The organism is Companilactobacillus ginsenosidimutans, from assembly GCF_001050475.1.
GTDB classification, from domain to species: domain Bacteria; phylum Bacillota; class Bacilli; order Lactobacillales; family Lactobacillaceae; genus Companilactobacillus; species Companilactobacillus ginsenosidimutans.
Window position 1 is genome coordinate 2,531,904 of record NZ_CP012034.1, and the last position, 18,884, is coordinate 2,550,787.

Annotated in this window: 20 protein-coding genes; 8 read left to right on the plus strand and 12 right to left on the minus strand. The window is 36.5% G+C overall.

From position 1 onward, the window contains the following. Positions 1 to 3: 3 nt before the first annotated feature. Positions 4 to 864 (plus strand): aldo/keto reductase, encoded by an 861-nt coding sequence (locus ABM34_RS12530; RefSeq protein ID WP_048706206.1) that lies wholly within the window; start codon positions 4 to 6, stop codon positions 862 to 864. A 202-nt stretch (positions 865 to 1,066) separates the two neighbouring features. On the opposite strand, the gene tnpA is transcribed toward ABM34_RS12530, so the two are convergent. Next, positions 1,067 to 1,495: an IS200/IS605 family transposase gene (tnpA, locus tag ABM34_RS12535; protein WP_048706207.1), complete on the minus strand. Its 429-nt coding sequence runs from the start codon at positions 1,493 to 1,495 to the stop codon at positions 1,067 to 1,069. 62 nt (positions 1,496 to 1,557) lie between these two features. On the opposite strand from tnpA, the gene ABM34_RS12540 reads away from it, so the two are divergent. After that, entirely contained in the window at positions 1,558 to 2,727 is a 1,170-nt protein-coding gene (locus ABM34_RS12540; protein WP_048706208.1) for an RNA-guided endonuclease TnpB family protein, read from the plus strand. Positions 2,728 to 2,752: 25 nt separating this feature from the next. Continuing rightward, a complete protein-coding gene (locus ABM34_RS12545; RefSeq protein ID WP_048706209.1) occupies positions 2,753 to 3,682 on the plus strand; it encodes an AAA family ATPase in 930 nt (309 codons plus the stop codon). Between the two features lie 399 nt (positions 3,683 to 4,081). On the opposite strand, the gene ABM34_RS12550 is transcribed toward ABM34_RS12545, so the two are convergent. Next, entirely contained in the window at positions 4,082 to 4,948 is an 867-nt protein-coding gene (locus ABM34_RS12550) for a glycerophosphodiester phosphodiesterase (RefSeq protein ID WP_048706210.1), read from the minus strand. Positions 4,949 to 4,973: 25 nt separating this feature from the next. Beyond that, complete coding sequence (locus ABM34_RS12555) at positions 4,974 to 7,511, minus strand: ATP-binding cassette domain-containing protein (protein ID WP_048706212.1); 2,538 nt, start codon at positions 7,509 to 7,511, stop codon at positions 4,974 to 4,976. Positions 7,512 to 7,709: 198 nt separating this feature from the next. On the opposite strand from ABM34_RS12555, the gene ABM34_RS13420 reads away from it, so the two are divergent. Genes ABM34_RS13420 through ABM34_RS12570 form a run of 4 tightly spaced genes read left to right on the plus strand, consistent with a single transcriptional unit; the run spans position 7,710 to position 9,872 of the window. Beyond that, positions 7,710 to 8,210, plus strand: a complete 501-nt coding sequence (locus tag ABM34_RS13420; protein WP_232298598.1) for an alcohol dehydrogenase catalytic domain-containing protein — start codon at positions 7,710 to 7,712, stop codon at positions 8,208 to 8,210. Positions 8,211 to 8,216: 6 nt separating this feature from the next. Continuing rightward, positions 8,217 to 8,660 carry a zinc-binding dehydrogenase gene (locus ABM34_RS13425; protein WP_232298599.1) on the plus strand — a complete coding sequence of 148 codons (444 nt, stop codon included), beginning with the start codon at positions 8,217 to 8,219 and terminating at the stop codon, positions 8,658 to 8,660. A gap of 23 nt (positions 8,661 to 8,683) precedes the next feature. Beyond that, on the plus strand, positions 8,684 to 9,496 hold the full coding sequence (locus ABM34_RS12565; RefSeq protein WP_048706213.1) for a MerR family transcriptional regulator: 813 nt from the start codon (positions 8,684 to 8,686) through the stop codon (positions 9,494 to 9,496). Between the two features lie 31 nt (positions 9,497 to 9,527). After that, a complete protein-coding gene (locus ABM34_RS12570) occupies positions 9,528 to 9,872 on the plus strand; it encodes an MmcQ/YjbR family DNA-binding protein (RefSeq protein WP_048706215.1) in 345 nt (114 codons plus the stop codon). Between the two features lie 143 nt (positions 9,873 to 10,015). Here ABM34_RS12570 and ABM34_RS12575 read toward each other — a convergent pair whose 3' ends face one another. From ABM34_RS12575 to ABM34_RS12600, 6 genes are all read right to left on the minus strand, one after another. Next, positions 10,016 to 10,576: a peroxiredoxin gene (locus tag ABM34_RS12575; protein WP_048706218.1), complete on the minus strand. Its 561-nt coding sequence runs from the start codon at positions 10,574 to 10,576 to the stop codon at positions 10,016 to 10,018. 136 nt (positions 10,577 to 10,712) lie between these two features. Continuing rightward, the gene (locus tag ABM34_RS12580; protein ID WP_048706219.1) at positions 10,713 to 11,144 is read right to left on the minus strand and encodes a GNAT family N-acetyltransferase; all 432 of its coding nucleotides are present in this window, start codon (positions 11,142 to 11,144) and stop codon (positions 10,713 to 10,715) included. A 3-nt stretch (positions 11,145 to 11,147) separates the two neighbouring features. After that, positions 11,148 to 11,585 (minus strand): MarR family winged helix-turn-helix transcriptional regulator, encoded by a 438-nt coding sequence (locus ABM34_RS12585; protein ID WP_048706221.1) that lies wholly within the window; start codon positions 11,583 to 11,585, stop codon positions 11,148 to 11,150. A gap of 104 nt (positions 11,586 to 11,689) precedes the next feature. Next, positions 11,690 to 12,367, minus strand: a complete 678-nt coding sequence (locus ABM34_RS12590; RefSeq protein WP_048706222.1) for an ABC transporter ATP-binding protein — start codon at positions 12,365 to 12,367, stop codon at positions 11,690 to 11,692. A 3-nt stretch (positions 12,368 to 12,370) separates the two neighbouring features. Then, on the minus strand, positions 12,371 to 13,432 hold the full coding sequence (locus tag ABM34_RS12595; protein WP_048706224.1) for an ABC transporter permease: 1,062 nt from the start codon (positions 13,430 to 13,432) through the stop codon (positions 12,371 to 12,373). Next, positions 13,433 to 13,978 (minus strand): TetR/AcrR family transcriptional regulator, encoded by a 546-nt coding sequence (locus ABM34_RS12600; protein WP_064505423.1) that lies wholly within the window; start codon positions 13,976 to 13,978, stop codon positions 13,433 to 13,435. 199 nt (positions 13,979 to 14,177) lie between these two features. Here ABM34_RS12600 and gdhA point away from each other — a divergent pair, with 199 nt between their 5' ends. Beyond that, positions 14,178 to 15,527, plus strand: a complete 1,350-nt coding sequence (gene gdhA / locus ABM34_RS12605) for an NADP-specific glutamate dehydrogenase (protein ID WP_048706225.1) — start codon at positions 14,178 to 14,180, stop codon at positions 15,525 to 15,527. A 351-nt stretch (positions 15,528 to 15,878) separates the two neighbouring features. On the opposite strand, the gene ABM34_RS12610 is transcribed toward gdhA, so the two are convergent. The 3 genes from ABM34_RS12610 to ABM34_RS12620 form a co-directional block, all read right to left on the minus strand. Next, positions 15,879 to 16,799 (minus strand): DMT family transporter, encoded by a 921-nt coding sequence (locus ABM34_RS12610; protein ID WP_048706227.1) that lies wholly within the window; start codon positions 16,797 to 16,799, stop codon positions 15,879 to 15,881. A 95-nt stretch (positions 16,800 to 16,894) separates the two neighbouring features. Beyond that, a complete protein-coding gene (locus tag ABM34_RS12615) occupies positions 16,895 to 17,212 on the minus strand; it encodes a DMT family transporter (RefSeq protein WP_048706228.1) in 318 nt (105 codons plus the stop codon). 135 nt (positions 17,213 to 17,347) lie between these two features. Further along, a complete protein-coding gene (locus tag ABM34_RS12620; RefSeq protein ID WP_048706230.1) occupies positions 17,348 to 18,529 on the minus strand; it encodes an MFS transporter in 1,182 nt (393 codons plus the stop codon). Positions 18,530 to 18,884: the final 355 nt, after the last annotated feature.

Here is an 18,884-nt window from a genome sequence, read left to right on the forward strand (position 1 = left end):
AATATGACAAATTTAAACAGTTTAACTGATACTTATAAGTTAAGTAATGGTGTCGAAATTCCTATTGTTGGATTCGGTACATGGCAAACACCTGATGGTGAAGTTGCCAAAGAAAGTGTTAAATCAGCTATTGAAGCCGGATATCATCACATCGATACAGCAGCTGCCTATGGCAACGAAGACAGCGTTGGCGAAGGAATTAAAGCTTCAGGCATCAACCGTGATGAATTGTTTTTAACAACAAAACTTTGGAACGACGATCACGGTTACGAATCAACTAAGAAAGCAATGGACCATTCACTTTCAGAATTAGGTGTAGATTACGTGGATTTATACTTAATCCATTGGCCAAATCCAGTTAAGTTCCGTGACAACTGGAAAGAAGTTAATGCTGAAACTTGGCGTGCCATGGAAGAGTTGTTAAAAGAAGGAAAGACACGAGCAATCGGAATCTCAAACTTTAGACAACACCACATGGACGAACTTTTGAAAACAGCCACAGTAAAACCAATGGTCAATCAAATCTTCTTAAATCCAAGTGACTTACAACCAGATGTAGTAGCTTACAACAATGAACACGGAATGTTTAGTGAAGCATATAGCCCACTTGGCACAGGTAAAATTTTCCAAGTTCCAGAGTTAAAAGAAATGGCAACACGTTATGGCAAGTCAGTTGCTCAACTCGTATTGCGTTGGTCATTACAACATGGTTTCTTACCACTTCCAAAGTCAGTTCACGCTGATAGAATTAAGGAAAATGGTGAATTGTTTGACTTTGAAGTATCTGATACAGATATGAAGACAATTGATGGACTACATGGATTGGCTGGCCTTGCAACAGATCCTGACACAGCAGACTTTTAGCGTTAATTAATTTATTGTAAAAGTATAATTTACGAATCAATTCCGGCAAATTTATGGAATGGGTTCGTTTTTTTGTTTCGATATTTGATATGATTATCTTTATAAAATACATCGGAGTGGGGTGATGTTGTTGATTTATAAAAGTTGCTAGTTGAGAAAACTCGGTAATTTATTGCCGAGATGAATCAACGTCTTGAGCAACTTAACTTTTACCTGTCGGTTTACCAGCATTGTATTTGTTCATTTGGGAGTTAATATATTGATTAATAATTTCTTTCGATACATTGCCTAATGTACTCATGAAATAGCTGGATGACCAAAGGTGTCCACCCCAAAGTTGCTTTTTTGTATCTGGATATTTCTTAAACCACATTCTGGCAGATGTGCCCTTCAGGGATTTTACAATTGAAGAAGGTGTCATATCTGGAGGAAAGCTTATCATCATATGAACGTGATCTGGTAAAACTTCGATGTTATTGATCACAACACCGTATTTCTCTGCTATGCCTATCAATATTTTCTTCATGTCATTTCTAGCTTCGTCAGTAGAGAATATTCTCTTACGGTACTTTGTTACCCACACTAAATGAAAATTGAAATCATATACTTTCGTACGACCTTTAACTAACATATGTATCTCCAACTTTGGTATAATTTACCTACAGTATAACAGAAAGGAGGGCAACATATACAATGGTATTAAAAGGAATTAAGCTTCGGATATATCCCACTGAATATCAAATACACAAAATGGAATCTAATTTCGGTTGCGTACGTAAGGTATGGAATCTTATGTTAGCTATGCAAAAAGAAAGATATGAGAATAACCCAGATTGTGAGTTTGTCACTAGATTTGATATGAATATTCTTTTGCCACTTCTTAAGAAGGAATATCCCTATTTAAAAGAAGTTGAAAGCACAAGTTTACAATGTGTTAATAAAGACCTTTCTGAAGCTTTTAAAAAGTTCTTTACAGAACACACGGGCTATCCAAAATTTAAAAGCCGTAAATATCCACGCCAAAGCTTTCGCTCAACTTGTGTGAATCACAATATCGAACAAATTGATGATTCACACATAAAGCTGCCTAAACTTGGTGAGATGAAATTTAAGTGTGGTAAGGCTATACCCGAAGTGATTAAATCAGTAACCATTCGCAGAAGTCCTGCTGGAAAATATAATGCTGTGTTAACAGTTGAAGACGAAAACCAAGTATTCAATAAAACACAAGCTAAGGTCGGGTTGGATATGGGAGTAGCGGATTTAATCATTACTTCCGATTCGAGAAAGTATAAAACAATTCGTTTTGATAAGATCCTAGCTAAAAAGAAACGCTTTTGGGAACGGAAACTTGCTAGAAGAAGACTTCTTGCAATCAAGGATCGAGCCAAGACAAAGAAATTTGGCCTTGTTGAGCCCAAGGACTTGAATGATTACAAGAATGTTCGTAAGGCTAGAATTATGGTCGCCAAATATTCAGAAAAGATTGCCAATCAACGGAAAGACTATCTTCATAAGATTACAACTCAACTTGTAAAAGACTACGACGTTATTACAATTGAAGATTTAAAAACTAAAAACCTACTCAAAAACCATAAACTTTCTCGGGCAATTGCTAATCAATCATGGCGCATGGTTAGGCAAATGCTTGAGTACAAATGTGAATGGTACGGAAAAGAATTGATAATTGTTGATCCGTTTAAAACAAGTCAGTTCTGTGCTGAGTGTGGATATGATGACGGTAAACATGAGTTGAAAGTAAGGCAATGGACGTGTCCAAACTGTAAAATAAATAATGACAGAGATATTAATGCAAGCAAGAATATACTGTTAAAAGGCTTGGAACAAGCCCTAGTAAAATAGCGATGACCAATACTGAAGGGCTGAAATGTCCAACGGCAAGTCATGTGTTCCTAGAAGCTTGGCACTTAAGTGCCGAGTAGTTCACTTAGAGGATTTTACTTTGCTTGATGAAAATATGGAATGTCATTTTTTCAAAGAACTAAAAAGCCGTGCCTCCAGTTACTTTTATCCATTTCAAACATTTCCCAATAAAGAGATTAGTCACTTCACATTTGAACCCGTTACGATAATATATGGAGACAATGGTTCTGGTAAATCAACATTGTTGAACATTATCGCTGAAAAACTTCGATTACAACGGGGCACCTTATATAATCGTGCTCGATTTTTTAAGAAGTATTTGAGCATGTGTTCTTATACTTCACACAAATTATTGCCCGAGAATTCTTCAATAATCACAAGCGATGAGATCTTCAATTACATGTTGAACCTACGCGCATTGAACCAGGGGATAGATAATAATCGTGAAGAAATGTTTGAGGATTATTTGAGTCATAAATTCGGTGACTTCAAGTACCATGATCTAAGCGATTACGATGAGTTGAAAAAGACCATCGAAATGCGCAGGAAAACACAATCAAGATATGTTCGTGAACACCTTCAAAAAAATGTAACAGAGAGATCCAACGGAGAAAGCGCAATGCATTTCTTTACCGAAAGAATAAAAGATAATCAACTCTATCTATTAGACGAACCCGAGAATTCCTTATCACCAGCAAAACAACAAGAACTAGTAAAATTTCTAAATGACAGTGCAAGATTTTTCAATTGTCAGTTTATAATTGCAACCCACTCACCATTCCTACTATCGTTAGATTATGCAAAAATCTATGATTTGGATTCAGTACCAGTAACCACAAAGAATTGGTATGAGTTACCAGAAGTAAAAGTTTACGCAGACTTCTTTGAGAAGAACCGTAATAAATTTAATAGAAACGATAACAACAATGAATAATCAATTTAGAAAAGCCCTAAACAAGGAATGATCGTGCATCCATGTTTAGAGCTTTTTGGTAAAAAATAGCCAGTCCTCAAAAGAAGAACTGACCAAAAATCAATCTATTTGTTATCAATAATCGTTAATGAGTAATGTGACTGAGTATTGATTACTAAGTAATGACACGACTGCAGGAATGCAGATATCAACGAAGCAAAACCAGATTGTTCAGTTCATCGATATCTAGCCTGGAGGTGGAGTACGATGGGCGAGCCAGCCGTGAAATTGCTGTTGGGTCGGCATCGGCCGGCCTTACAGCAAGGCAATCCATAAGACCGCACTTTGGCTTATGGATTCGCCCATGGCGTTCCGCCGCCCATCGTACGGAACCTCCAGGCGGCAGTTAACCACTAACCCCTACTTCCAATCATCAACCAACTGCTTAGTTTCTTTAGTATTATTAGTGAACAAGCTATCAGTCTTCTCAACCTTAACAGCATTATAAGTATCGTTGTAAGTATTAATAGTCCACAAATCAGAAAGCATGCCCTTGTTATTAATAGCCTTCATAATCTTAGGAGTAGCTTGTTCAGCATCAAGAGACAAGAACTTGATATAAGTAGGTGCTGACTTAATTTCTTCCAAATATTGATCTTCGCCTGATGCTTCCATCAACCATAGGAAAGGAACATTGTGTTGTTTCTTGAAACTGTGAAGTAATTCGATACCATTTACATCAGTATCTTGGATAATAACGTTTTTGTTCATCTTAGAATCATTTAATTGAGTAGCTAAAGCTTTTTCAGTATCAGTATTGTCACCGTCATTTTTCTTAGCTTCAATTATGTAGTGAACATTATTTTTATAGTGTGAAAATACATCTTTGAGTTGGTGAAGTGGCTCACCGTTGCGTAATTTAACTTTGTTTAATTGTTTTGAGTTAGAAGTGGAAACATTGATATCTTTTCCAGTTGTACGTTTCAAATTATCGTCGTGCGTGACGTAGAGTTTACCGTCTTTACTGAGCCAAACGTCTTGTTCAATAAATTGACTACCATCTTTAATAGCGTGGTCATAGCCAGTGAAACTGTGTTCAGGACTGTTATATGGGCTACCGCGGTGTGAAAAAATAATCGGATGCTTTGGTGTAGCTTTCTTGATTTCTTTTTCAACTGATACCATATTTTTAGCCTTTGGTGCAGCAGATGCATTATTAGTTGCAATCCCCAAACTAAATAGTGCTAATGCGGTAGAAACAATAGCCATTTTTGTGTTAATTTTCATCGATACTCTCCCCTTAAAACAAAATTTATAGCAAACCGAAAAGATTCAAATGTTGTTTCAAATATTTTCCGGTAACGCTTTCTTTATTGTAACAAATATCTTTTGGAGTACCAGTGGCAATTATTTTTCCGCCATTAATTCCACCCTCAGGTCCCAAATCATTAATATAATCTGCATTAGAAATTAAGTCGAGATCATGTTCAATAACAATCACAGTCGCATGATTTTCGATAAGCTGATCCATAACGTCTATCAATACTGAGACGTCTTTTGGATGGAGGCCGACACTTGGCTCATCAAAGATAAATAGTTGGTTCTTTTGATTTTTCTTCATATAAGTTACGAGCTTGAGTCGCTGAGCCTCACCACCAGAAAGAGTAGGGGTACTTTCACCAAGCTTCAAATAGCTGAGTCCAATATTGTCGAGTACTTCAAGAATATTATGGATACGGGAATCATCTTTGAAAAATGGTAGAGCCTCTTTGACTGACATGTCGAGAATCTCCGCTAAATTTTTACCGTTCCATTTGATTTCAAGAATCTCAGGCTTGAATCGTTTACCACCACAGACAGGACAAGTTTCAACCATGTCAGGCAAGTATTGAATATCCAAGGTAATTACACCAGTACCACCACAGTTAGGGCAGGCACCTTCCTTGTTGTTGTAAGAGAAGTGGCTTGCTGTGTAATGCTTAGCCTTTGCTGCATCAGTCTTAGCAAATAGCTTTCTTATTTCATCAAAAACTTTTGTGTAAGTACCAACAGTTGAACGAACATTTTTACCAATAGGCACGGAGTCAACTGTGACAACGTTCTTGATATTCCCAGAGTCAATTTCGTTTACATAACTTGGTAGTGGGTCGCCGTCGATTTCATGTTTCAAGGCAGGAATCAAACTGTCAAAAATCAAAGTAGTCTTACCTGAACCAGACATACCAGACACAAGATTGAGCCGTTCCTTCGCAAATTTAGCTTTCATATTATGAATGTTGAAACGGTCGTTGATACCGACACTAATTTCGCCCTTTTCAAAAATATCTTTCGAGGGATGGTAACTAATAATATCACCAGTACCAGTGAGGTATGGTTCGATAACAGAGTCAGAATTCTGCTTGATTTCATCAACAGTACCTTGAGTAATCACATTACCACCATCTGCACCAGAGTCTGGACCAATCTCGATTACGTAGTCAGCAGCAGCAATAATACTAGTATCGTGGTCAACCACAATCAGCGAATTACCCAGACGAACAAGCTCCTTGAGAATCTTAATTAGCCCATTAACGTTGGCAGCGTGAAGCCCAACACTTGGCTCATCAAGAACGTAGAGCACACCAGTCATCTGATTACGAATTGTCCGGGCCAGCTGAATACGTTGCAACTCACCAGTCGACAGTGAATTTCCTGCACGAGTCAATGAGAGATAGTTTAGACCAAGATCATCAATTGGTGTCAATAAGTCGAGCAGCTCGTTAACTAAATTCTTGCCAAGCGACTGCATTTCTTCAGGTAGCCAATCAAGTATTTGCTGGGCGAATTTTTGTAGCTCACTAATAGTGAATTCACTAACTTCAGCAATATTTTTACCAACCAATTGGTTAGTAAATAGTTTTGGATCAAAGCGGCTACCGTGGCATGTTGGACAAGGTTTAACGTCATAAAATCTAGAAAGACGTTTCAAGGTATTTTCGTTTTTGGCACTCTTTAAACTGTGTTCAACGGCCGCAAAAGCGTTTTCGTATAGTGAGTTTAATTTGAATGCCTTACCACTTGAGGTGGGTACGATCAATTCACGTTTGACACCTTTTCCATGAAGAATGATGTCTTTTTCTTTGGCGGTTAGATCCTTAAATGGAACGTCTAGTCTTACGCCAAGCTTTTCAGCCAGTGGTTGTTGGAGTGAACGACCAGGTAAACGCCATGAACGAATTGCTCCATCTTTAATAGACAGATTTTCGTCTGGAATAATTTTCGATTGTTCCAATTCTTTGGTAACACCGGTACCCTCACAAGTAGGACATGCGCCAGTTGAGTTGAAGGCAAAGTCTTCAGCACCGAAAACCATGAATTTAACGCCACAAGTAGGGCAAGTCATCACTCCCATGCCATCATCTGATGGTGATAGATCCATGACTTCAGAAATTTTTAAAGTAGGATCGAGACGATGTCCATTTGGACATTCAACTGAGGCAAGACGAGAAAACATTAATCTCAAAATATTCAAGCTCTCAGTCATTGTACCAACTGTTGAACGAACTCCAGGGACAGTTGGGCGCTGTCTCAAAGCAATCGTTGATGGTAGATTTTTGATTTCACGAACATCGGAACGACCGACTTGGGCAATCCGACGACGTGTATAAGTTGATAGGGCGTTAAGATACTTTCTTGCTCCCTCAGAGTAGATGGTATCCATTGCTAACGAAGATTTACCAGATCCAGAGACACCTGTAATCGCTACGAATGAGTTAAGTGGGATGTCAATGTCGAGGTTCTTTAAGTTATTGGCATTCGCACCACGGACTTCGATGTTATCCGGAATATAGTTTTTATGCCTGATTCCCATAATGTACCTTCTTATTATTTAAAGTTAACTTCATTTTAACATTGGAAAAATAATATTATTCCAATATCATCACAGTAATAATTGTAAACTGTCACGTGACAGTACAGTCAACAATAAGTTTTATAATAAAATTTGACTGTCACGTGACGGTACGGTTTATAGTGTATTTAGTTAATAAATCAAAAGGGAGCAAATATTATGAAATCAGTTGTAATTGAAAAAGCCGTTGGACCAGAAGTTTTAGACATTAAGGAACGCCCAATTCCCGAAGCTACTAAAGATGAGACAGTCATCAAAATTCATGCATTCACTGTACATAGATATGAAGTTTTGACACGTGAAGGTGGTTCTCCATCAGTTAAGTTTCCAAGAGTAATTGGTGTTGAAGCTGTTGGTGAGGTTTATCAACCCGCAGAAAATAGTGAGTTGAAAAAGGGTCAAAAAATTGTTTCATTCAATGGTGGACTTGGACGTGCCTTTGATGGAAGCTACCAAGAATATGCATTAATTCCTGACAATTTAGTTTATCCGGTTGATTTTGATGGATCATGGACTGAATTGGCAAGTATTCCCGAAACATTTTACACAGCATTTGGTGCTTTGAAATCAATAAACATAGCAGAAGGACAATCATTGTTAGTTCGTGGAGGAACAACTGGAGTTGGTATGGCAGCTTTAGTTTTAGCAAAAGCCATGTGATTGACCGTGGGAAGCACTACTAGACAAGCTGCTCGTGAACCAGAACTTACTAAACTTGGCGCAACAGATGTAATTTTGGATCAAGATGGAAAATTGCAAACTGATAAGACATTTGATAATGCAATCGACTTGATTGGTGTAACAACGTCCATTGATACCTTGTCACACGTTAAGCAAGGTGGATTTTACAGCTTAGTCGGCATGGTAACTGGTCAGTGGATTTGGAAAGAATTCGATCCATTTACAAACCTTGCCGGAAAATTTGCTACAGTTTATGATTCAACCGCTGTTGATAAAAAATTGGTCAAAGAAATGTTCAATTTAATTAATAAGAATCATTTGGAAATTCCGATTGCTAAGGTATTCAAACTCGATGAGATTCAAGACGCACAAAGTTATGTTATGGAAAAGAATCGTCCTTTAGGACAAGTAATTGTTTCAAATGACTAGCTGGATTTGAGAGGAGTAAATAAATGTTAAAGATAAGTGAGATGGCTAAGCTAGCTAGTACTACTCGAAGAACACTAATTTATTACGATGAACAAAACGTCTTTTCTCCTGCTGGGAAAACAGATGCTGGTTATCGATATTATGAGTACAATCAACTTTATGATTTGATGTTTATTCTCGGACTCAGAAAATTGGGAATGTCAGTCGATGAGATTAGGGAGATCAAGAATACTGAAGGTACGACTTCAGAAAAATTGCTGCACGCTCAAGCTAGAGTTAATAGTAAAATACATGAGTTAGAACATATTCAGACTGTCATCGATCAGCGTATCGAACAAAAGCCGATCGATAAAAATGTTACTTTATATCAACCCTCAGTTGAAAAAGGCTTTGACAAATTTTTCTGGTGTTCACGTCAAACAGTCTCGTGTACTGAGGAAGAAATTGCCGAGTTGTTTTCAGAGTTTTATAAGCAATTAGATTCACTGGCTGTCATGTACACAGGTGACTCCGGTTTTCTGACGGATTTACCAGTAACAAACCCACAAGGTTATGCAGATGCTGGCTTTAGAATTTTGAAAGAGACCATTGTCGATTCGAAGCAAGTCTTTATTCCGGTTATGAAAAAGGATAGCGGAAACTATTTATCTATTTATGTTGAGAATACCGGTGATGGCATAGTCCATGGACTGGAAATCTTGAATTCATATTGCTCCAAAAATAAGATTCAAACAGACAACCATTTATGGCAAATGGATTTTGGTGATGACCACAACAAAGTTGGTGCAACTAAATTAGGAAAGCTTGAATACTCAATTGTCACTGGGTTAGACTGAATCTAAGTGATGTTTGAGGAGCTGGCAAAAGATGCAATTAACGAGAGAAGATTTGATCAAATTAATTAGTTTGAATAGGGATGTTGTGGTGGATGAACCATTCAATAATTTCACGCACAGCAAGATGATTTTTTATGCAATTCATCGCAAAGATAACAAAAAGATTTTTGCCTTAATTTATCATAAAGATGAAAAGCTATACGTTGATTTAAAATCCAATCCAGCGGTTGCATCGGAGTTAATTGAAGCAGAACCATATATTTTACCAGGTAAGCATTTTGACAAGATACATTGGTTGACTGTTGATGTTGAAGAAATAGAATCTGAAAAAGAATTATTAAGTTTGGTTGAAACTAGTTTTAAACTAACAAAATAGTGTATACAAAAGGCGACTATCAATCGATAGTCGCCTTTTTGAAATAAAATAAAAATCAGTATCACTGCATGATAACAGCAATACTGATTATTAATAAATGACGTAAATGATGTTTTGTATACAACATACAATTTTACAACGGACTAAATTTTACCAACTAAATCGGTTGAAGGCTTGATTGTCTTTTCCCCTGGATGCCAGTTGGCAGGACATACATTGTCACCATTTTCGGCAACAAATTGAGCTGCTTGCAATGTTCTGAGAATTTCATCAGCATTTCTACCAATTCCCATTGCGTTAATTGTATATGATTTGATGATACCCTCGGGATTAACGATGAAGACACCACGATATGCTTGACCGCTTTCGCTGTCCAACAAGTCGAAGTAGTTTGAAAGTTGATGAGTTTGATCAGAAAGCATTGGGTATTGAATCTTCTTGATAGTATCAGTAGCGTCAGCCCATGCTTTATGTGAGAATTCACTATCAACAGAAACTGAATAAACTTCAGCATTGTTCTTCTTGAATTCTTCATAATCATCTTGTAATTCACTCAATTCAGTAGGGCATACGAATGAGAAATCAGCAGGATAGAAGAAAATGATTGACCATTTCCCCATTAAATCTTGCTTAGTATAATCATTGATTTCACCATTTTGGTAACCCTTGACATTAAAGTCAGGTATTTCTTTGTTAATAAACATAAATATTCTCCTTTCGAGTATCTATATTTAATCATAAAGCTTTTTGTGAAATATTCAATAGGTATTAATGATTAATATGTAAGAATCATTACAATCTGGAAATTAAAAAGTCGACACATCAACATTTGTAAGCGTGCTAATTATTAAGAATCATTTTGACATGTGGAGAATTATTGAAAGTTATCACATCACCAACTCGTTCAAAACCAAATTTTTCATAAAAATGTTGGACATAATCTTCAGCGTGAATCTCGATATTTTTACCAGGAAATTTAGTTTTGATTGTATCGAGAATTTGTTGAACAAGTTTAGCACCATTTCCATTACCACGATTTTGTTTTGCAACTACGACACGGCCAAAAGAAATGTGTTCAGCCTCTGGAAAAATTCTGGCATACGAAAGTAGATTGTCCTCGTCAAAATTGAGTAGGTGCCAGGCTGTTAAATCGGTGTCATCGACATCTTGATAGATTCGAGTTTGTTCAACAACAAATACTTCCGATCTTAGCTTGTACATTTTAAATACTTCCTCTTTTGACATATCTTTGAATTGTTTAAGTTCCCACATAATTTACTTTTCCTCTTTAAATAATAGTTTTTGAATAGTTGAGAATGACTGGTATAACCGTTGTTGTTCATCTGCATTCAGTTTAGCTATCAAATCTTGAATTTGAATGTTTGAATCATCATCTAAAACCTTAACTTGTTTTTTCCCATTCGATGATAGGGTTAGTATTTTTGATCTGGCATCGATGGTTGATTGGGTGATGATTATCAATCCCAACTTATTTAACTTTTTCAAAATTCTACTAGTGTAGCTGGGGTCTAAGTTTAATGATGTTGCAATATTTTTTGGGGTAATGTTACTAATTTCAGCAATTTTCTGCATGACTCTGGCTTCAGTAAAACTGAGCGTGGTATCAAAAACTTGTTTGTTTAATAAACCCAACACAGTTGTGTATCTTCTATTAAAAGAACGGATGGTTGCGATTTCTTTAAGTGATAGCATATTGGCTCCTAATTTAGTGGATAAAGTCCATTATAATCAATTAATGGACTTTGTCCACTAAAATCTAATAAAAAAGAACGACAAATTAATGTCGTTCCCAAAATTTAATCTATTTTCTCAGTCATATGACCATCCATTATTTCATAAATTCTATCTGCATAATTTTCTAAACGAAGATCATGAGTCACAACTACAACAGCTTTATTTTGTGCCTTTGCCAAAGATTGTAAGAGTTCACCAACCTCATCAACACGACCAGTATCAAGTGACGCAGTTGGTTCATCTGCTAAAATTATTTCTGGATCGGCATAGAGTGCGCGGGCGATTGCCACACGTTGGTTTTGACCACCAGAAAGCTCAGCAGGATATTTATTGATGATCTCATCGATTTCTAGCTTTTTTAGTAATTCCATCAATTGATCATTGGTGAGATTACCGTCTTTCTTAACCTTATCAACTAATGTGAATTGCTCTTTGACTGTTAAATAGGGTACAAGATTATAGGCTTGAAGTACAAAGCCAATCTTTTTTAGACGAAGATTTTCCATATCCTTCTTTGCAATAGTTTCAATGTTTTTGTCACTGAGTTCAACATTTCCTGAAGTGGGAGTTTGCAGCCCTCCAGTAATTGTTAAAAAGGTACTTTTACCAGAGCCAGAAGGACCAAGAACTAGCACAAGCTCGCCTTTGTTAGCCTTGAAATTCACATCGTTCAATACTTTTACACGGCTTAAACCACTGCCAAATTCTTTATTTATATTTGTTAATTCAATTGTACTCATAATTTAACCTCCGATTACAGTCACTGGATCGACTTTTAAGATAGTTCGAACAGGAATAATAGCTCCAAGGACACTCGTTAATACCAGCCCCACCGCTACAAGCGAAAGAATAGGGAAGTTGAAGTTCATAGGCACACTAGTTGGAATTAGTAATGCCGTTGCCACCGTTAAGATAGTTCCGATAATTAATCCGGAAATCACTAAAATAACCGATTGGGAGATGGTTGTCTGGACCAATACCTTTGCAGGAATTCCCTGAGCACGCAAGACTGCATAGTTAGGCAATTTTTGAATAGTTAAGATGTATAAGAACACTGCGATTACAATTAACGAAATAATCATTAAGAATGCAATCATGAATGTAAACGTCTGGTTTTGAGCTGAGTAGCCAGGTAATTTATTGATAAAAGTTTTCATGGTGTAACTCTTTAAGTTAGTGTCACCAACATTGACTTTATTTTTCTTCGAAACAATAGCACTTGCCTTGAATGTATTTCCTGCATTTTTAAGCTCAGTCCAACCATTCATGTTTCCGTAGAGGACCGGAGCAACATTGAGTTTTGCACCCTTGGTGAATCCGACAATAGTAAATTTATGAACATAAGAATTTAATTTTACTTTATCACCGAGCTTATATCCGTCATTTTTGAACTGCTCATCAGCAACGACTTCGAAATTTTTAGTAGCTTTGTGTCCACTGGAAAGTTTTAAACCTTTAAAGATAAATTGACTTTTATTAATTCCTAAATAACTAGAAGAAATTTGCTCGTGACCACTTGCCTTGGCGACAACAGAAGCTTGTCCCAGGTATGCATCTTTATTAGTCATGTCAATTTTGTCCGCTTCATCATTAGATATAAATGATTGACCTAAACTTATATTAGAATCCTTGTTTAACACAACACTGTTTGCATCCCAAGAATCAATTGCTTCAGTATTTTCGTTTGCTAAACCTAATGCCAAGCTGGTTAAAACAAATATCAAATAACTAATCAAAACAATCATTGCAATAATTAATCCATATCTTAATTTTTCGTGTTTGATTTCTTTAAGTGCTAAGTACATTTAGCTCATCTCCTGTGCGTCTAATATTGTTAATGCGTCGAAGTATCTTTTAAGAATTTCGTCTTTTGACTCGGGATAGATTAAGGCTAGTTTGATAGTTTCATGTGTTAAAACTGCATTCGCCCATGTATTTGCATCCAGATGCGCCTTTAATGTGATCTCACTAAATTGTTCACGTTTAAGATGCTCCAATAATGCCTCATTTGTAGTGACGTGCATTCTTATTAAGTTGTAGTAATCACTATCACCAGCTTGATTAACAAAATTTGAAACAGATTTCATATAATCCTTAGGTGTGTAATGGACATTTGGATCGTGTGAAAAATCTGCATGAACATTTTTAATAGCAATTTTGTAAATATAATCGTATGCATCAGTTAAGTCGGTAAAGTATTTATAAAATGCTCCCCGTGCGATTCCAGAGCCTTCGACAATCCTTGAAACTTTACTACCAGAAAGGGGATGTGTGGAAAATTCCTTGAGTAGTGCAGCTGTGATTTTATCTTTTTTATCTTCGTTTAAATTTTCAAAAGTTGTTGATACCATGATGACCTCCTAGGTGTGACACTGTGTCATTAATCACACTATAAATAAAAGGTGACACTGTGTCAACATATTTAAACATTAGTTTTTTTCTAATATAAAGTCATGCATTTTAATATGGTGGTATAATGTCATTAATCTATTTGTTTAAATAAACAAACAATAGGTAAAATTTTGATTTTTCAAAGGTAGGTATTTTTATATGGCAGAAGACGTTGAAGCTTATATTAAGAACTTAAAGGAAACAATTTCACAACGAGATCCTAATCAACCTGAATTTCAAGAAGCAGTATTTACAGTATTGGATACATTAAAACCAGTATTGGTTAAGCATCCAGAATACGTAAAAGCCAATATCTTGGGTTCATTAGTCGAGCCAGAGCGTGCAATCCAATTTAGAGTTCCATGGCAATCAGATGACGGGGCCTATCACGTCAACCGTGGTTTCCGTGTGCAATTCAATTCAGCAATCGGACCTTATAAAGGTGGATTGCGTTTACACCCAAGTGTTAATTTAAGTATTGTAAAATTCCTGGGATTCGAACAAATTTTAAAAAATAGTTTAACCGGACTACCTATTGGTGGTGGTAAAGGTGGATCTGATTTCAACCCTAAGGGTAAGTCAGACTCAGAAATTATGAGATTTTGTCAAAGCTTTATGACAGAATTACAACGTCATATCGGACCAGATCTGGATGTTCCAGCTGGTGATATTGGTGTTGGTGGACGTGAAATTGGTTACTTGTATGGTCAATATAAACGTCTCAATGGTTCACAAAATGGAATCTTAACTGGTAAAGGCCTTGAATATGGTGGTAGTTTAGCAAGAACTGAAGCTACTGGATTTGGTCTAATTTATTACTTAGACGCATTGATCAAAGGTCAAGGCGACTCATTGAAGGGCAAGAAGGTTAAGATTTCTGGCTCCGGTAATGTTGCCATTTATGCACTTAAAAAAGCTACAGAAAATGGTGCTAAAGTTGTGACGGTTTCAGATTCAAACGGTTATGTATATGATGAAAACGGAATTGATTTGAAGACAGTTCAACAAATCAAGGAAGTAGAACGTGGACGTATCAAAGAATATGCAGACAAAATTTCAACAGCCAAGTATTCAGAAGGCTCAGTTTGGGACTTAGACATCGATTATGATATTGCTTTGCCATGTGCAACTCAAAATGAAATTGACGGCAAACAAGCTGCACTAGCAATCAAAGATGGTGTTAAGTATGTTGCCGAAGGGGCTAACATGCCTAGTGATTCTGATGCAATTGCAGCATACAAAGACAACAACGTAATTTATGGACCTGCCAAAGCTGCCAATGCCGGTGGCGTTGCAGTTTCAGCTCTTGAAATGAGTCAAAACTCTGAACGTCTATCATGGTCATTTGATGATGTTGACAGTCGTTTAAAGGACATCATGGAAAACATCTACAAGATGTCTGATGATGCTGATAAAGAGTACGGCTTAGAGAAGGATTATCAAGCCGGTGCAAACATTGCTGGCTTCGAAAAAGTCGCAAAAGCAATGTTGGCACAAGGTTTGGTATAGCGCTTTTAACTGCCGTCTGGAGGTTCCGTACTGCGGGGGCGGAACGCTATGGGTTGAAAAAAAGCCAAAGTGCGGTCTTTTTTTACAACATTTCACTAAACCTCGGCTTATGGCCGAGCTAAGTGAAAAATGAACGTACAAGCTGAAGCTTGTGCGCAACAGTTTAGGTGTTGGCTCCGCCAACGAACAATCAAGGAAGTCACGGCTGGCTCCCCGCAGTACTCCACCTCCAGACTAGTTCTGTTCTAATGGTGGTGTGCTGACATTTCCGAGTTATTCGATTGAATGTTTTTTATGACACTCGCTATAGTTTTGGACAAAAATATTATGCTAATACAAAAGAAAAAGAGTTCATTTCAGTTTTTTGAAATGGACTCTTTTTTGGGTTACTACATATCTTGTTATTATTCCTCTTAGGTCAAATTGTGCTATTAATGTTGCTATTATTATTAGGGTTCCACCTATTATTAGTTGCCTTGTTAACGGTTCGAGGCCGAATATTACTGAAATTACGCTGGCAAATAATGATTCAGTCATTAATATTAGTCCGGCAGTTACTGTGTCGGTGTATTTTTGACTATATACTTGTAATGTTTGGGCAGCGAAGGTTGCTACTACTCCTAGAATAATTACTGGTACGATGGATTGTTGCCAATTTATTTGGGGTAATTTGTGTAAGTCGATTGTGAATGAATAGAATAGGGCAAATACTGCTTGGGCTGCCCCAAGTAAAAATGCAATATTTTGTGGACGAACTTTTTTCATTGCAAAGCTGTAATAAGCTAACTGTCCGGCAAATACTATTGCAGTAAGGATAGTTAACGTATCACCGATGTGAAGTTCGAAACCATTAGAGACTATTCTTGTTAAAAATAACATTCCAACCATGCAAATTACTATTGATAAATATATTTTTCTAGGTGGAGCTTTTCCAAAGAATATCCAAGTGATGAAGGGTAAAAATATCACGTAAGTTGCGGTTATGAAGGAACTATTGCTCGAAGTTGTGAACTCTAATCCTGTTGATTGGAGTTGTACGACGACAAAATTTAATAAACCTGCAATGGATCCTAGTTTAAGCTCTTCTAAGGTCATGTCATTTACAACATTATGAAAAAATATATAGACTAAGATTGCTGAAATAAGTCCCCGCAAACCATTGATTACAGAGGGAGGCATATTTCCAGCAATTGCCATTTTGATAAATGTATAGCTAGTTCCCCACATAAAAGCAACTAATAACAGATTTCTGTTAGCACGTGCTTGCGTCATAAAATCACCCACCAAATAGTAATTGATGAAAATATTAGGCTTTATGAAAGTTATTTTCAATAATAAATTTCATAACATTTATAAATACTAGTGTATCAACTAGTTGTAATCTTGATACCGACGATGCTGACGAGCAGAAGTGCGATAAATACCCAGGTTAATCCACCAATTTTGTCTCCGAAAAAGGTAACACCAACAATGATTGAGCCAACTGCTCCAATGCCAGTCCAAATGGGATAGGCAATTGATAAAGGTAATGATTTTGTTGCTTTTGCCAGTAATATGAAACTGACAATCATTCCTAGTATTGTAAAAATTGTGTAGTCTAACTTTGAAAATCCGTGGCTTAATTTCATAAAAGTTGCCCACACAACTTCGAACAATCCCGCTGTTATTAAATAAATCCAATTCATAATAATTTCCTCCAAAAAAAATAGAGTGCCCCTGATAATTCCTACTTTGGCCTAACGGAATTATTAGAAGTACTCTTTTTAAATTTGACACCCGGCGGTGTATATAAATTTATTTAATTATATCATATGTAATATTTAATTTTCACTAACTGTGATTGGAAACTTCCTAACAATGAATGTGAAGAAGAATGACAAGGTTAGAATTACGGCTACGACTGTGTATGGTGAATGTGGATTCCAGTCCATTAATGCACCTGAAATCAATGGTCCAACGATGTTACCAATTGATGTTAGTGACATATTCATACCGTTGATTAAACCTTGTTGATCAGCTCTGCCTGCTTTTGTTAACAAGGTAGTGATTGCCGGTCTGAGCAAATCGAATGAAGAGAACACAATCAAAGTTGCGATGATTACTTCAATAGTTGATTTAGCGAATAATATCCAAACTACAGAAATTGCACTTAGTAAGAAACAGTAACCAATAAGTTTGACCTCACCAAGTTTGTTAACCAACCAATTGAACATACTTACTTGTAGGATCATGGAAATTATCCCGTTTAAAATTAACACGGTTGCAATTGTTCCGATTCCAAAGTTGAACACTTGATTAACATAAATACTGTAGATACTTTCGAATCCTTGGAGACCAAATGATGATACTAAAATCATCGTGAATAAAATTATTAGCGGTGCTGTCAAAATTGAAAGATATGAACCCGATTTTTTAGATTGAGCCTTTTCGACATCAGCTTCAAGCACAGTTTTGTCGGCATCATGTAACAATACTTGAGTAAATATTGCTGAAACAAGGCCTAATGCAGCAGCAAACCAAAATGGTGTCTTGTAACTAATTCCTGCGAGCATTCCACCAATACCAGGACCTAATATCAATCCACCACTAAATGCTGCAGAAAGCCAACCGATAACTTTGGCACGCTCTTTAAGAGTTGTAAGATCTGATGCTAAAGCCATTGAAGTTGGAACAACCATAGCGGCAGACAAACCACCGATGATTCTGGAAATATTGAATAGTGGCAAAGTAGTTGCCAGTGCGAAAATGATCTCCGAAACCATATAAGTTGCTAAACCAACAACAATAACAGGTTTACGACCAATTTTATCTGAAATGCGTCCGACAATAGGGGATGCAATGAATTGCGCAAAGGCAAAAAGTGAAGTCATGACTCCCATATCAGAAGTTGTGTAATGAAATTCATTTTTAATAAACGGGGTGACCGGAATCACCAACCCAATTCCAAGACAAATCAAAAAGTTACTAAATACTAAAATATAAATAGATTTCCTATGCTCCATATTTCCCCCCCCTCATGAGTGACGACCTCAAAAAAAATACCACCGTAAGACGGTGATAGAAGTAGTCGTTAAATTTAATTAAGTACTAGACCCTCTTTTGTAGTGTCTGATTAGTGAGTATACAGCAAATAAATACTAAAGGAAACATTTTTATTTAAACGGTAATACTCATAAATGATTATATCTAAAATTCTAACACAATAATAATAATGAAAAAATATTTGTGAACATTTGTCACTGATTAGTTCACTTGGATTTTTAGGCAGTAGGATGGGATTTTGATGAAAATGAAAATCCAACAATTTATTTACTAAAGACTACGCACAAATTGCAAACTTGTTATTGCTGAAATTAG

Excerpts from the sequence above, each read along its gene's own strand:
- ABM34_RS12545 (WP_048706209.1), top strand. The coding sequence starts at position 2,753 with ATGTCCAACGGCAAGTCATGTGTTCCTAGAAGCTTGGCACTTAAGTGC.
- ABM34_RS12600 (WP_064505423.1), bottom strand. The coding sequence starts at position 13,978 with ATGGTATCAACAACTTTTGAAAATTTAAACGAAGATAAAAAAGATAAA.
- ABM34_RS12615 (WP_048706228.1), bottom strand. The coding sequence starts at position 17,212 with ATGAATTGGATTTATTTAATAACAGCGGGATTGTTCGAAGTTGTGTGG.
- ABM34_RS12580 (WP_048706219.1), bottom strand. The coding sequence starts at position 11,144 with ATGTGGGAACTTAAACAATTCAAAGATATGTCAAAAGAGGAAGTATTT.
- ABM34_RS12620 (WP_048706230.1), bottom strand. The coding sequence starts at position 18,529 with ATGGAGCATAGGAAATCTATTTATATTTTAGTATTTAGTAACTTTTTG.
- ABM34_RS12565 (WP_048706213.1), top strand. The coding sequence starts at position 8,684 with ATGTTAAAGATAAGTGAGATGGCTAAGCTAGCTAGTACTACTCGAAGA.
- ABM34_RS12590 (WP_048706222.1), bottom strand. The coding sequence starts at position 12,367 with ATGAGTACAATTGAATTAACAAATATAAATAAAGAATTTGGCAGTGGT.
- ABM34_RS12530 (WP_048706206.1), top strand. The coding sequence starts at position 4 with ATGACAAATTTAAACAGTTTAACTGATACTTATAAGTTAAGTAATGGT.
- gdhA (WP_048706225.1), top strand. The coding sequence starts at position 14,178 with ATGGCAGAAGACGTTGAAGCTTATATTAAGAACTTAAAGGAAACAATT.
- ABM34_RS12550 (WP_048706210.1), bottom strand. The coding sequence starts at position 4,948 with ATGAAAATTAACACAAAAATGGCTATTGTTTCTACCGCATTAGCACTA.
- tnpA (WP_048706207.1), bottom strand. The coding sequence starts at position 1,495 with ATGTTAGTTAAAGGTCGTACGAAAGTATATGATTTCAATTTTCATTTA.
- ABM34_RS12610 (WP_048706227.1), bottom strand. The coding sequence starts at position 16,799 with ATGACGCAAGCACGTGCTAACAGAAATCTGTTATTAGTTGCTTTTATG.
- ABM34_RS12555 (WP_048706212.1), bottom strand. The coding sequence starts at position 7,511 with ATGGGAATCAGGCATAAAAACTATATTCCGGATAACATCGAAGTCCGT.
- ABM34_RS13420 (WP_232298598.1), top strand. The coding sequence starts at position 7,710 with ATGAAATCAGTTGTAATTGAAAAAGCCGTTGGACCAGAAGTTTTAGAC.
- ABM34_RS12595 (WP_048706224.1), bottom strand. The coding sequence starts at position 13,432 with ATGTACTTAGCACTTAAAGAAATCAAACACGAAAAATTAAGATATGGA.
- ABM34_RS12540 (WP_048706208.1), top strand. The coding sequence starts at position 1,558 with ATGGTATTAAAAGGAATTAAGCTTCGGATATATCCCACTGAATATCAA.
- ABM34_RS12570 (WP_048706215.1), top strand. The coding sequence starts at position 9,528 with ATGCAATTAACGAGAGAAGATTTGATCAAATTAATTAGTTTGAATAGG.
- ABM34_RS12585 (WP_048706221.1), bottom strand. The coding sequence starts at position 11,585 with ATGCTATCACTTAAAGAAATCGCAACCATCCGTTCTTTTAATAGAAGA.
- ABM34_RS12575 (WP_048706218.1), bottom strand. The coding sequence starts at position 10,576 with ATGTTTATTAACAAAGAAATACCTGACTTTAATGTCAAGGGTTACCAA.